This is a genomic window from Microbacterium sp. NPDC055312, from assembly GCF_053645675.1.
Genome location: NZ_JBSHMU010000001.1, coordinates 579,524 through 593,077 on the forward strand (window position 1 = coordinate 579,524; position 13,554 = coordinate 593,077).

The 13,554-nt window shown below is 70.9% G+C and carries 11 protein-coding genes; 6 read left to right on the forward strand and 5 right to left on the reverse strand.

Features of this window, described 5'->3' with window-relative positions; translation table 11 throughout:
- Positions 1-61: 61 nt before the first annotated feature.
- The gene (gene sucB, locus ACWIDW_RS02820; protein ID WP_454122782.1) at positions 62-1,882 is read left to right on the forward strand and encodes a 2-oxoglutarate dehydrogenase, E2 component, dihydrolipoamide succinyltransferase; all 1,821 of its coding nucleotides are present in this window, start codon (positions 62-64) and stop codon (positions 1,880-1,882) included.
- A gap of 6 nt (positions 1,883-1,888) precedes the next feature.
- Here the strand turns inward: sucB and ACWIDW_RS02825 are convergent, their stop codons facing one another.
- Positions 1,889-3,298 (reverse strand): hypothetical protein, encoded by a 1,410-nt coding sequence (locus ACWIDW_RS02825; protein WP_454122783.1) that lies wholly within the window; start codon positions 3,296-3,298, stop codon positions 1,889-1,891.
- Between the two features lie 122 nt (positions 3,299-3,420).
- Between ACWIDW_RS02825 and ACWIDW_RS02830 the strand changes: the two genes are divergently transcribed.
- On the forward strand, positions 3,421-4,131 hold the full coding sequence (locus tag ACWIDW_RS02830; RefSeq protein ID WP_454122785.1) for a DUF4191 domain-containing protein: 711 nt from the start codon (positions 3,421-3,423) through the stop codon (positions 4,129-4,131).
- A 63-nt stretch (positions 4,132-4,194) separates the two neighbouring features.
- Here ACWIDW_RS02830 and ACWIDW_RS02835 read toward each other — a convergent pair whose 3' ends face one another.
- A complete protein-coding gene (locus ACWIDW_RS02835; protein ID WP_454122787.1) occupies positions 4,195-5,382 on the reverse strand; it encodes a RimK family alpha-L-glutamate ligase in 1,188 nt (395 codons plus the stop codon).
- A 25-nt stretch (positions 5,383-5,407) separates the two neighbouring features.
- Between ACWIDW_RS02835 and ACWIDW_RS02840 the strand changes: the two genes are divergently transcribed.
- A complete protein-coding gene (locus ACWIDW_RS02840) occupies positions 5,408-5,884 on the forward strand; it encodes an ATP-dependent zinc protease family protein (protein ID WP_454122789.1) in 477 nt (158 codons plus the stop codon).
- A 125-nt stretch (positions 5,885-6,009) separates the two neighbouring features.
- On the opposite strand, the gene ACWIDW_RS02845 is transcribed toward ACWIDW_RS02840, so the two are convergent.
- Entirely contained in the window at positions 6,010-6,396 is a 387-nt protein-coding gene (locus ACWIDW_RS02845) for an RDD family protein (RefSeq protein WP_454123248.1), read from the reverse strand.
- Positions 6,397-6,543: 147 nt separating this feature from the next.
- Between ACWIDW_RS02845 and glnA the strand changes: the two genes are divergently transcribed.
- Positions 6,544-7,968: a type I glutamate--ammonia ligase gene (gene glnA, locus ACWIDW_RS02850; RefSeq protein WP_454122791.1), complete on the forward strand. Its 1,425-nt coding sequence runs from the start codon at positions 6,544-6,546 to the stop codon at positions 7,966-7,968.
- A 96-nt stretch (positions 7,969-8,064) separates the two neighbouring features.
- Here the strand turns inward: glnA and ACWIDW_RS02855 are convergent, their stop codons facing one another.
- Positions 8,065-9,246 (reverse strand): polysaccharide pyruvyl transferase family protein, encoded by a 1,182-nt coding sequence (locus tag ACWIDW_RS02855; protein ID WP_454122792.1) that lies wholly within the window; start codon positions 9,244-9,246, stop codon positions 8,065-8,067.
- 121 nt (positions 9,247-9,367) lie between these two features.
- Between ACWIDW_RS02855 and ACWIDW_RS02860 the strand changes: the two genes are divergently transcribed.
- Positions 9,368-11,521 carry a glycosyltransferase gene (locus tag ACWIDW_RS02860; protein ID WP_454122794.1) on the forward strand — a complete coding sequence of 718 codons (2,154 nt, stop codon included), beginning with the start codon at positions 9,368-9,370 and terminating at the stop codon, positions 11,519-11,521.
- Positions 11,518-12,882, forward strand: coding sequence for a glycosyltransferase (locus tag ACWIDW_RS02865; RefSeq protein WP_452321061.1), 1,365 nt, complete (start codon positions 11,518-11,520; stop codon positions 12,880-12,882). Before ACWIDW_RS02860 ends, ACWIDW_RS02865 begins: the two co-directional genes overlap by 4 nt.
- On the opposite strand, the gene ACWIDW_RS02870 is transcribed toward ACWIDW_RS02865, so the two are convergent.
- A complete protein-coding gene (locus ACWIDW_RS02870; protein ID WP_454122796.1) occupies positions 12,789-13,511 on the reverse strand; it encodes a hypothetical protein in 723 nt (240 codons plus the stop codon). The two genes, ACWIDW_RS02865 and ACWIDW_RS02870, sit on opposite strands and share 94 nt — an antisense overlap.
- Between the last annotated feature and the right edge of the window lie 43 nt (positions 13,512-13,554).

Below are 13,554 nucleotides of genomic sequence, written 5' to 3' on the forward strand. Positions count from 1 at the left end.
TATCCATAGACTCCCAGGTCACTAAGCTTGGGGCATCACAATTTTCCGAAGGAGACTCGACATGAGCACAGCCGTGGTCCTTCCCGCACTCGGGGAGAGCGTCACCGAGGGCACGGTCACTCGCTGGCTGAAGCAGGTCGGCGACACCGTACAGGCTGACGAAGGCCTGCTGGAGATCTCGACCGACAAGGTCGACACCGAGATCCCGTCCCCCATCAGCGGTGTGATCGAGGAGATCCTCGTCGCCGAGGATGAGACCGTCGAGGTCGGCGCGATGCTCGCGCGCATCGGCGACGGCAGCGGCGCGGCATCCGGCGGCGACGCCCCGGCAGCCGACGCATCGGCTGAGCAGTCGCAGCCCGCGGAGCAGGCGCAGCCTGCCGAGCAGGCGCAGTCGCCGGCATCCCCGGCCGAGAACGAGGTCGAGGCCGCGCAGCAGTCGGCGCAGAGCGAGTCGCCGGCGGCGTCGGGCGACGCCACCGACGTGGTGCTCCCGGAGCTCGGCGAGAGCGTGACCGAAGGCACGGTGACACGCTGGCTGAAGCAGGTCGGCGACGATGTCGCCGTCGATGAGGCGCTGCTGGAGATCTCGACCGACAAGGTCGACACCGAGATCCCGTCGCCCGTCGCCGGAACCCTGCAGGAGATCCTGGCCGCCGAGGACGAGACCATCGAGGTCGGCGCTGTGCTCGCCCGCATCGGCTCCGGTGCGCCCGCAGCCCCGCAAGCACCCGCCCAGGAGGCCCCGGCCCAGCAGGCACCCGCCCAGCAGGCACCCGCCCAGCAGGCACCCGCGCAGCAGGCACCCGCGCAGCAGGCACCCGCGCAGCAGGCACCCGCGCAGCAGGCACCGGCACAGCAGGCTCCCACCCAGCAGGCACCGGCACAGCAGGCACCCGCGCAGCAGGCACCCGCGCAGCAGGCTCCCACCCAGCAGGCACCGGCACAGCAGGCACCGGCACAGCAGGCCGACTCCGACTCGCTCTACGTCACCCCGCTGGTGCGCCGCCTGGCCAGCCAGCAGGGCGTCGACCTGTCGACCGTCACCGGAACCGGTGTGGGCGGACGCATCCGCAAGGAGGACGTCCTCAAGGCCGCCGAGTCGACGTCGCAGGCCCCGGCCGCTGAGGCCGCAGCTCCGTCGGCTCCCGCGCTCGAGGTCTCGCCGCTGCGCGGCACGACGCAGAAGATGTCGCGTCTGCGCAAGGTCGTCGCCGAGCGCGCCGTGGCCTCGATGCAGCAGACCGCTCAGCTGACGACCTTCGTCGAGGTGGACGTCACCAAGCTCGCGGCGTTCCGCAACGCGAAGAAGGACGAGTTCAACCAGAAGACCGGCGCGAAGCTGTCGTTCCTGCCGTTCTTCACGCTCGCCGCCGCCGAGGCGCTGCAGGCCTTCCCGATCATCAACTCGACCGTCGACGGCGACTCGATCGTCTACCCGGCGAGCGAGAACATCTCGATCGCAGTCGACACCGAGCGCGGACTGCTCACCCCGGTCGTCCGCGACGCGGGGACGAAGAACATCGCTCAGCTCGCGCAGGAGATCGCCGACCTGGCGGCCCGCACCCGCGACAACAAGCTGAAGCCCGACGAGCTGGCCGGCGGCACCTTCACGGTGACCAACACGGGCTCGCGCGGCGCGCTGTTCGACACGCCCCTGGTGTTCCTGCCCCAGTCGGCGATCCTCGGCACCGGCGTCGTGTTCAAGCGCCCCGGTGTGGTCACCGTCGACGGTGTGGATGCCATCGCCGTCCGCTCGTACGTCTACCTGGCGATCTCGTACGACCACCGCACGATCGACGGCGCGGATGCAGCGCGCTTCCTCGGCGCGATGAAGAGTCGCCTCGAGTCGGCGGAGTTCGCGGCGAACCTGGGGATCTGAGCGCGCTCACCCCTGACCCGAGGGCTGGTTCGCGACGTCGTACACGTCGCGGACCAGCCATCGGTCTTTCTGCCTGACGAGCACGAGCATCTGCTCGCCGCGCTCCCCCGACTCCCCGAGGCGCAGCACGCTCACATCGCCGTAGTCCTCCACCGCCGCGATCGTGCGCTTCGCATCCGCTCCTGCGAGTCGCTCCTGCACCGCCGCCGCCGCACCGTCGACCACCGCGGCGGTGCACTCCACGTCACCCGCCCGCGCGCAGTCGCGCAGGAGCGCCAGCAGCACTGCGGCACGCTGCTCTGCGGAGCCGTCGACCACGGCATCCGGAGCCTGACCGGCATCGGCATCGGCATCGGCATCGGCACCCGGCGTCGGCGACGGCGACGGCGCCGGATCGGGATCGGTCGACTCCGGATGCCCGTTCTGCGCCTCGGCCGGGGAATCCGCAGCGGTCGGCGATGCCGCCCCTAGGATCGCCTCCCCCGCCTGCTCGGTCGCCGCGGAGTCCTCCTCCGTCGTCGGCCACATCAGACCGCCGACGAGGACGAGCGCCGCTGCCGCCCCGCCGACGATCAGCATGCGACCACGCGGGGCGCGAGCGCGCGGCTGCGCCGCACCGCGCGCCGGCACGGCCACCGCCCGGTACCGCTGAAGCCTGCTCCTCACACCCGCCAGCAGGGGCGCACCCGCCGCGAACAGGCGGGCTCGAGCGCGCTGCAGCGCGCTCGGCTCGGCGGCCAGCAGATCCGCATCCTGATGCACGCGCGCCACATGGGTCCCGATCTCGACCACCCGCTCGGGCGGGAACACCTCGCGCACCAGCGCGCGCGGGGCCGCCAGCTCGGTCAGCTCGCGCTCCCACCGCTCGATCTCACGGCGGACCATGCGCTGATCGCCCGCCGCCGCACCGATCTCGCCGAGCAGCCGGTTCATCGCACGATCCGCGCAGCCCTCCCGCAATCGGGCGAAGACGGCGACGGCCGCCTCGGCGCAGGGCACGCCCTCGCCGGGGACGAACACCGGACGCGCCTCGTCGGTGAGCCACCATCGACCGGTGGTGCTGCGATCTCCGATCTCCACGATCCCGCGCAGCAGGCTGCCGACCAGCGTCACCGTCTCCCCCGCCGACAGGGCGCTCTCCGCCGCGGCACGGCGCCCGAGGAACACCTCGACGCGATCCGTGCACCACGGCAGCACGGCGTCGTGACCGTCGGGCGTGCGCAGCACGTCGCGCACACCGGCGACGTGCTCCGCACCGGCCAGCTCCCACAGCTGCTCGGCCACGGCTTCGGCGTCCACCCGCACACCACGGCGCTCGCCGTCGGTGATCAGCTCGCCGGCGTACGCGGACTCCTGCGCATCCAGCATCCGGATCGCGCGATGCGCACCCGGCGCCAGCGCTGCCCTGTCATCCATCCGACCATCTCAGCGCGACACATCGCCGGCCGCCGCCGAGAAGAGCGGATCTGGGGATGATCGAGACGATCTCGCAGGTTGTGCAGGAAGAACGATCATGCCGGAATCGGTAGGCTGTACGCATGGCAAAGAGTGCTCCCGTCACCGAGAAGCGGCCCGGCTTCTTCTCGCAGATCCGTTCCCTGTTCCGTTTCACGCGGGACGTGTACGGCTGGCTCCCGTGGGCGCAGATCGCCATCCTCATCGCAGGCGTGCTGATCGGTCTGATCATCGGCTTCCTCATCAGCGGCGCATCCGTTCTGGGCCTGATCCTGTGGGGCGTCACCGGCCTGATGTTCGGAATCCTCGGCGCGATGTTCCTCATGACGCGCCTGTCGACGACGGCCATGTACGCGAAGATCGACGGGATGCCCGGAGCGAGCGGCCACGTCCTCAGCACCAGCCTCGGCCGCAGGTGGTCGGCGTCGGACACCCCCGTCGGCATCAACCCGAAGACCCAGGAGGCCGTGTACCGCGTGGTCGGTCGCGGCGGCATCGTCATCGTCGGCGAGGGCGCCCGCGGTCGTCTCACCCGCCTCATCAACGAAGAGCGTCAGAAGGCGCAGCGCGTCGCCCACGGTGTGCCCGTCACGGTGCTCTACGTCGGCCACGGCGATGACGACGTCGCCATCGCCGACCTGTCCAAGACCATCAAGAAGCTGCCGAAGGCGATCGACAAGGCCACCATGGCCGCGGTCATCCGCCGCATCGAGTCGGTGTCGCAGTCGCTGTCGTCGCTGCCCATCCCGAAGGGCATCGACCCCACCCGGGTGCGCTCGCAGCGTCCGCGCTGACCGACGCACAGCACTCCGACGCAGAACGGCTCCTCTCGATCGAGAGGAGCCGTTCTGCGTCTGTCACTCGCCGAGCGGCTCCTTCGGCAGCCGGCGCACGCGCGGACGGCGGCGGCGCTTCTCGGGGATCATCGATCGCATCTCCTCGAGCTTGCCGAAGCACAGCAGACGGTCTTCCGCCTCGAGCACGACGTGCTTGCGCGGGTTGGGGATCACGCTGACGCCACGGTGCAGCGTGAGCACGGTGATGTCGCGATCCCACAGCCCCAGGTCGCCCAGCTGCATGCCGACCTGGTCTGCGCCGGAGTGGATGAGCAGCTCGGCCACGCCGTACCCGGTCGAGACGCTCAGTCGCTGACGGACGTCGATGTCCGGGAATGCCACCTGGTTCGCGATGTAGTCGATGATCGCGCCTGCCACGTCGAGCTTCGTCGCCGTCTCGATGCCCTGCAGCCCGGGCGACGAGTTGACCTCCATGACCAGGGGACCGTCGTCGCTCTCGAGCATGTCCACTCCCGCGACGCGCAGGCCCATGATCTGAGCCGAGCGCACCGCCGTCTGCTCGTACACCGGGTCGAGGGTGACCGGTTCCACCCGGCCGCCGCGGTGCACGTTCGAGCGGAACTCGTCGCCGTCGGCGACGCGGCGCATGGCGGCGACGACCCGGTCGCCGACCACGAGGGCGCGGATGTCGCGGCCGCGGCTCTCGGCGATGAACTTCTGGATGAGCACGTTCTGCTTCGTCGAGTGCAGCGTCTCGATGATCGCCTCGGCCACCTTGACCTGCGGGGCGAGGATCACCCCGATGCCCTGCGTGCCCTCGAGCAGCTTGATGACGACGGGGGCGCCGCCGACCCGCTCGATCGCGGGGCGCACATCGGCGCGGTTGCGCACGAACGCCGTCGGCGGCATCGCGATGTTGTGCCGCGACAGGATCTGGTTGGCGCGCAGCTTGTCGCGTGCGCTCGAGATGCCGTTGGCCGTGTTCGGCGTGTAGACGTCCATCTGCTCGAACTGGCGCACCACCGCGGTGCCGAAGTACGTGATCGAGTTGCCGATGCGGGGCAGGATCGCGTCGTACTCGCTGAGCTGCTTGCCGCGGAAGAACAGATCGGGCGCGTCGGCCGTGAGATCGATCGCGAACCGCAGGGTGTTCAGTACCTTGACGTCGTGTCCGCGCTGCTGCGCCGCGGCTCTGAGTCGCTGCGTCGAATACGAGTGAGGGGCGCGCGAGAGAACAGCGATCTTCACAGAGGTTTCCTGCCAGGATGTAGAGGTGACACGGTCCTCTCATTCAAACACGTCCACAGGTTGGCGGGAGTGGGTGGGGCTGCCGGACCTGGGCATCGACTGGCTCAAGGCCAAGATCGACACGGGCGCGCGCACGTCGTCGCTGCACGCCTTCGACGTCACCGAGTTCGAGCGCGATGGCGAGGACTGGGTGCGTTTCGCCGTGCACCCGTGGCAGGACAGCACCGCCGACGCCGTCGTGCACGAGACGCGTGTGCACGACCGCCGCGCCGTGCGCAGCTCGTCGGGCCACACCGAGCACCGCATCGTCGTGACGATGCCCGTCCGGCTGGTCGGCCGGGAGGTGGATGCCGAGGTCACCCTCACCAACCGCGATGAGATGGGCTTCCGGATGCTGATCGGGCGCGAGGCGCTGCGACAGGGGTTCCTCGTCGACCCCGCCCGCTCGTACCTGGGTGGTCGCGCACCGCGCGAGATGCGCAACCGCAACCGCGGGCGCTGACTCGACGATGGGTTCAGGGCCCTTCGACAGGCTCAGGGCCCTTCGACAGGCTCAGGGACCCAGCATGAGGTCACGGCCCTTCGACAGGCTCAGGGACCCAGGCAATGCTCCGAGGCCCCGCGCCTTCAGCCGCGGATCAGCACGGTGCCGGCGATCTTGTCGTGCAGGCCGCGCTGATCGGCATCCCAGATCACGGCCGGGATGACGAACACCAGCAGCAGGGTGCGGACGATCGGACGCCACAGCCCCACCCACGCGCCGTCCAGACGCTGCACGCGCATGCCGAGCATCCGGTGGCCGGGGCTGCCGTTCGCCGTCGGCAGGAACACGATCTGCAGCAGGGCGAAGACCATCATGGGCGCGAACTGACGCCAGCCGGCCTCGGCGGGCAGCGCGAGCGGGTCGTACCCGAGGAAGCCGATCGCGATGATCGTCGCAGCGAAGTAGTCGATCAGCAGGGCGCCGATCCGGCGGCCGGGGCGGGCGATGCTCCCCGGTCCGGAGACAGGCATTCCGAGGCGTTCGCCGGGGTAATCACTCACCCCTCCAGCCTACCGAGCGGCTGTAACATGCCCGAAACACAGCGGACACGGCTGAGAAACTCCGTACGCATAACCTGCGTAAGGTTGATGCAACCGATACCCGATCAGGAGTCGTACATGTTCACAGAGCCCGCTGAGGTCATCCGCTACATCGAGGAGAACGACGTCAAGTTCCTCGACATCCGATTCACCGACCTTCCCGGGGTCCAGCAGCACTTCAACATCCCCGCCTCGACGGTCGACGACGACTTCTTCCGCGACGGGCAGCTCTTCGACGGGTCGTCGATCCGCGGTTTCGCGAGCATCCACGAGTCGGACATGCAGCTGATCCCCGACGTGACCACCGCGTACCTCGACCCGTTCCGCGCGGCGAAGACCCTGGTGATGATCTTCGACATCTACAACCCGCGCACCGGCGAGATCTACAGCAAGGACCCGCGCCAGGTCGCCAAGAAGGCCGAGAAGTACCTCGCCTCGACCGGCATCGCCGACACGGCGTTCTTCGCCCCCGAGGCCGAGTTCTACATCTTCGACGATGTGCGCTACTCGGTCACCGGCGGCGAGAGCTTCTACAAGGTCGACTCCGAGGAGGCGGCGTGGAACTCGGGCCGCGAGGAGGAGGGCGGCAACCTGGGCAACAAGACGCCGTTCAAGGGCGGCTACTTCCCCGTCGCACCGGTCGACAAGACCGCAGACGTCCGCGATGACATGACCCTGCGCCTGATCGACTCGGGCTTCCACCTCGAGCGCTCGCACCACGAGGTGGGCACCGCGGGCCAGCAGGAGATCAACTACCGCTTCGACACGATGGTCAGCGCGGCAGACGACATCCTCAAGTTCAAGTACATCATCAAGAACACCGCCGAGGAGTGGGGCAAGACCGTCACGTTCATGCCCAAGCCGCTGTTCGGCGACAACGGCTCGGGCATGCACACGCACCAGTCGCTGTGGCTCGACGGCAAGCCGCTGTTCTTCGACGAGGCCGGCTACGGCCAGCTCAGCGACATCGCACGCTGGTACATCGGCGGCCTGCTCAAGCACGCTCACGCGGTGCTCGCGTTCACGAACCCGACCCTGAACAGCTACCACCGTCTGGTGAAGCACTTCGAGGCGCCGGTGAACCTGGCCTATTCCGCCGGCAACCGGTCGGCCGCCGTCCGCATCCCCCTCACCGGCTCGAACCCGAAGGCGAAGCGCATCGAGTTCCGCGTTCCGGATGCCTCGTCGAACCCGTACCTCGCGTTCGCCGCGCAGCTGATGGCCGGCCTCGACGGCATCAAGAACCGCATCGAGCCGATGGAGCCGATCGACAAGGACCTGTACGAGCTGCCCCCGGAGGAGGCCGCGAACATCCCGCAGGTGCCGAACTCGCTGCTCGACTCGCTCGAGGCGCTCCGCAACGACCACGACTTCCTGCTCGAGGGCGGGGTGTTCACGCAGGAGCTCATCGACACCTGGATCTCGTACAAGTACGAGAAGGAGATCCTGCCGATGGCGCAGCGCCCGCACCCGTACGAGTTCGAGCTGTACTACGGCTGCTGAGCGGCACCCTCTCCGAGAAACCACTTCCGGCCTGAGACATCACGTGTGAGCGTGTGTCTCGCGCGGGAAGTGGTTTCTCGCGGGGAGAGGGGTGGGTCAGCGCAGCGCGTCGGCGACGGCGTCCCACCACGCGGCGGCGTCCGCGCGGTGCCCGTCGAGACGCTCGGCGGCAGCGCTTGTCGTGGCCGACGCGGATGCGGCGATCTCGGTGAGGCGCGCGGGAGCATCCGCGAGAGCGTCGAGGTCGACGACGCCGTCCTGGTGCCAGTGGCCGAGCGCGCCGGACAGCTTGATGTGCGTGTACTCGTCGGCGGCCAGCGCGAGGATCGGCACGCCCGCCGGTGCCGCGAACACGGCGGGGTGGTAGCGGCTGGTCACGAGCAGGCGCGACGTGCGGGCGAGCCGCGCGGCAGTCGGCGAGTCGCCGCTGGGCAGCACCACGCTCGGGCGCCGCATCCGGGCGCGCACCCGCTCGTGCAGCGCCGCGTCGCCGGCGGGCTCGGCTCCCGCCCCCTCCGGTCCGAAGTGCGCGTGGAACACGACGGACCCCACCGTGTCAGCCGCGTGATCGAGCAGCGCCGCGATGCCGTGCTCGACCTCCTCTGCGGGGCGACCGGCGAACCAGCCTGACAGGCTGACGAGCACGCGGTCGGATGCGGAGGGCCCGTCTGCGCTTGTCGGTCCGCCCCCGAGGAACGACGCGTCGTCGACGCCGGCGTGCACCTGCGCGCCCCACCCGCGGGCGAGCTGCGCCGACGCGTGCTCGCGCACGCCGGTCAGCGCCGCGGCGCGGACCATGGCGGCGACCCGGTCGGCATCCGCGGGCTCCAGGTCGGGCCCGAAGGTCTGCCCCGACACCACGACCGGCAGACCGCGGGCCTGCGCCATCGCCGCGAGGGTCGTGCGCTCGTAGACATGCACCGGCCAGCGCGACGCGAGGTTGCCACCGCCCGCGATGAGCACGCCCGACGCCTCGTCCAGTGCGTCCAGTACCGGCCGGGCCGGGTCGTCGAAGGCGAGCTCGGTGCGCCCGGCCGCCGCGTCCACGAGCAGAGCCGACCGGCGGGCGGCGGCTTCGCGCTCGAGCCCGACGAAGCCGAGACGCGGCACGCTGCGCACCCCGTAGCGGGCGGCGGACTCCTCGGGCGCCGACGAGACGCCCACGACCGCGAGACCGCGAGTGGCGAGCTCGTCACGCGCCGCCTCGAACATCGCCTCATCGCCGATGTGGACCATGCCCGACACGACGCCGATGTCGCCGATGGTGAGAACGCTCACGCTTGCCTTTCGCTCAGAATCCGGAGCCGATGATCGGCGCCTTGTCAACCGTAGGCTCATTTCTTCTCGCCGCAGTACCATTCGAGTCGGTGCCGGTGTCGGCGCCCGCAGGGAGGGCAGCGTGGGTATTCAGACGGCGATGGACCGCATCACCGAATCCGCATCGATCGTCGAAGCGATGCGCGCCGCAGACGACCTGGCCTTCGAGGCGGGCCGCGACCCCGGCCTGCGCACGCTGCGCGTGCTGTCGGCGGCCCTGTCGGCCGATGACGACCTGGCCGCGATCGCCGCCGTGCACGCGCTTGCGGAGATGAACGATGAGGAGGCAGGACGGCTGCTGTCGAGCCTGCTGTCATCTCCCCGCGCCTACATCGTCGAGCACGCGGCCGACGCGCTCGGCCGGCGCCCCGCGCGCCCCGAAGCCGTCGGACGCCTCGTGCGCCTCGTCGCCGACGGCGGATTCGCCGGCATGCTCGCCCAGCACACCCTGGAGAAGTGGTCGGTCGGCGCGGGCGAGCTGCTCGCGGTGGCCCTGGAGACCGCGTGCACGGGCACGCTCCCCCCCGATGCCCGCGCTCGACTCGTCGAGACGATGGGGTTGGTGCGTCACCCCCTCGCTGTGCGGCCGCTGCGGGCCTGGGCGAGTGACGTCTCGGCCGCGCCGGTCGTCCGCGAGGCGGCCGTCGCAGCTCTCGGACAGCGCCGCGAACCCGCCGCGATCTCGACGCTCGAAGGAATCGTCGTCGAGGGCGGCGAGCTCGGTGACCTCGCGCGCCTCGCCCTGATCGACGCCGAGCCGGCACCGGCGGTTCGTGACGGAGGCGACGGGCGCGACGGGCTCACCGTCGCCCAGCTGTTCCTGCACGCCGACGTCGACCCGACGCTGTCCTCGGCCGGCTCCGGAGACAACGGCGGCATCGCCACGCTGCTCGTTCGCCTGGGGGATGCTCTGGTAGCCGAGCCCGCTGCCGTGCAGCGCGTGCTGACCCTGTCGCGGGGCACGGCGGCTCAGGCCGGACCCGACCTGCTGCATGTCGCCGGCGGCAGCGCCGGCCATCTGTACGGCCACATTCCGCTGAACTCGCCGCCTGTGAGCTCGGCGGCGGCCTGGCCGCTGCGGGTGAGCGTGCGTCGCGGCATCCGGCGTCTGCTGCGTGCCGCGGGTCGCGTCGACGTGCTGCATCTGCGGATGGCGGATGTCGGCAGCCTCGCAGCTGCGGATGTCGCGCGTGAACTCGGGATCCCCACGGTGTTCACCGTGGCGCCCGACCCGCACAGCGTCATCGCGTCGCTCGAGCGGTCCGGCACCCTCACCCGGGAGGCGTTCGGGCCCGCCGACCTCGCCGAGCACTTCTGGTTCCGCACCCGCCTGGTGCAGAGCCTCGCCGCCTCCGCCGCGCACTCGGTGTTCTTCCCGCGGCCCGAGCTCGAGCGCGACATGCGCGCGCTCGTCGGAATCGACATGTCCTCCCACCCCGAGCGGCACACGGTCGTCGCCGAGGGTGTCGACCTCTCGGTGGTCGACCGCGCTGTCGCGCGCGCCCGCCAGGTCGCCGACGGTGCCGAGCCGACCGGGGCGCTCGCCGAGCTCGCCGGCCTGCTCGACGCCCTGCCCGCCGCGCGGCGTCGCCTGCCGCTGCTCGTCACGGTGGGCCGGATGCATCGCATCAAAGGCATGGCGACCCTGGTGCGCGCGTGGGCTGAGGGCCCGCTCTCCGACCGCGCCAACCTGCTCGTGATCGGCGGCGACCTCGAGCATCCGTCGGCAGACGAGCAGGAGCAGCTCGACCGCATCCGGGCCGCCCTTCTTCCCGCTCAGCACGCGACGCGCGGACTGCTGCTGACCGGCCATCGATCCAATGACGTCGCGGCGGAGTGGCTCGCGGCCGCACGCTTCGGAGCCCCCGGCCGCGCCGCGCCCGACGGCGTGTACGTCTGTGCGAGCCTCAAGGAGGAGTTCGGCCTGGCGATCCTTGAGGCGATGGCCACCGGTCTGCTGGTGGTCGCGCCCGACAGCGGCGGCCCCGCCACCTACGTCGACGACGGCGTGACAGGCTTCCTCACCGAGACCGCAGACCCGGCGAAGCTCGTCACCACGACCGAGCGCGCGCTCACGCAAGCTGCGGCCGGAGACGACGGTGCAGCGGCACGCGCGCGCGACCTCGTGGCCGAGCGCTTCACGATCCAGGGGATGGCTGCCAAGCTCGCGCCGGTGTACGAATCGGTCGCGCACAGCGAAGCCGAGCTGCAGCGCGCGGCGGAGCTGCTGGTATGACCCTGCTGATAATCAGCCCCGATTACGCCTCGCACCTGCTGCCGCTGGCCGCTCTCGGCACGGCGTGGCGCGATGCCGGCGACGAGGTGGTCGTGGCGACGGGGCCTGCGACGGACGGCATCGTCGCAGGCTTCGGCTACCGGCGGGTCGACCTTCCCCTCGGCCGCGGTGCGAACGCGGGAGTCATCCGCAGCTCCGAACAGCAGGCGGACGAGGCGGCGTCGCTCGAGGGCTTCTTCGCCGCGACGCGCGCCGGCATGATCCCGACCCTCGCCTACCAGGCGCGTGAGCGTCTCACCGACCTCATGTGGCAGCCGGTCGACCGAGCGCGAGCGACGCTGCAGGTCATCGACGAGGTCTCCCCCGACGCGATCCTCGTCGACCATCTCGCCTACAGTGCGCGCCTTGCCCTGCACACCCACGGCATCCCGTACGGCGACGTCGTGCTCGGCCACCCGAGCGCGCTGCCGGTCGAGGGCGAGGTGTACGGCTGCCCGCCCGCGTGGCCCGCGGCCTTCACCCCCGACCCTGCGGAGCTGCGCGACCTGCGCACGCTGTGCGAGGAGGTGTCGCGGCGCTTCACCACCCAGTGGAACGACGCGGCCGCGGCGCTGGATCCGCGCGCCCGGCCCGTCGCCGATGCGTTCGCGCTGCACGGCGACACCGTGCTGTACAACTACCCCGCCGAGCTCGCCGCCGGCGACGGGCGGGAGCTGCCTCCGCACCGCTTCCTCGGCTCGACACCGCGCGACGAGGCCTCCGCATCCGGCGTGGAGGGCTGGATCGCCACGGGCGACCCGTACGTGTACGTGAGCTTCGGCAGCTTCCTGTCGGTCCGCGGCGACGTGCTCGCCCGCGTGGCCGCGGCGCTGCGCCGGGCGGGCCTGCGTGCGGCGATCGCGACCGGCGCGACGGATGCCGCTGCACTCGGCCCGATCCCCGATGACTGGCTGGTCGCAGAGTATCTGCCGCAGGTGCGGCTGCTCGCGTCAGCCGCGGCGGCTGTCACGCACGGGGGCAACAACTCCGTCACCGAGGCCGTCGGGCACGGGGTTCCGCTGCTCGTGCTGCCCTTCTCGACAGACCAGTTCGCGGGCGCCGCCGCGATCGAGCGCACGGGCACGGGGCGGGCGCTCGATCCGAACGGGGCATCGATCGACGAGCTCACCGCGGCACTGCGGGAGATCGCCGATCCCGCGTTCGACGGGCGCTCGCTGCTGGGTGCCGCGGCTGCCGCACAGGCGGCGCATCCGGGCCCGTCGATCGCCTACGCGACGGTCTCGGCCAGCGCGACATCGGCAGCGCCCACCGCCCCCACCAGCCGCGCCATCGCCGACGGGTCCCCAGCAGCTGCACGGTAGCGCTGCATGCGCGCGGCGTTCGCATCGTACGCGGAGCCCGCGCGCACCTCGCCGACATGGTGCAGCGCGTACACGCGTCCGGGGTGCCGGACGGGCGGTGCGCCGAGGATCGTCGAGTGCGCGAGGAACCACGCTGCGTCTTCGAAGCCCCAGCCCCGGAAGCCCTCATCCTGACCGCCGTGGCTTCGCCAGGTGCGCGGCGTCGCCACGTACACGCCCGAGCAGGCGCTGTCGACGTACTGCTCGACGGTGCAGTCCGCGAGGGGCACACCGGCGGCGTGATCGGCCGAGCCGGTGCGTCCGAGCCAGCGGTACTCGTCGTAGGGCAGGTGGACGAACGTGCTGTCGGCAGCGGCGCGGATCGCCGCGATCAGCGGCTCGCGCTCCGGGATGGTGTCCGCATCGCCCACGACGACGACCTCGTCCACGTCGGCGTTGCGCATGGCGGTGTTGCGGCACGCGGCGAGGACGAAGGGCACATCCCCCGTGTCGACGGTCTCGAGCGGAACGTGCGGCAGCATCTCGCGGTACCACGCGATCACGCGTTCGTAGGCGTCAAGGCGGGAGGGCGCGGGACGCCAGGGGATCACGATGCGAACCGGGGGAAGCGGCGAGTCGAGGGTCGTCATGCACCGTCCTTTCCCTCAGAGCTTAGATCAGGCCGGCGCCCGC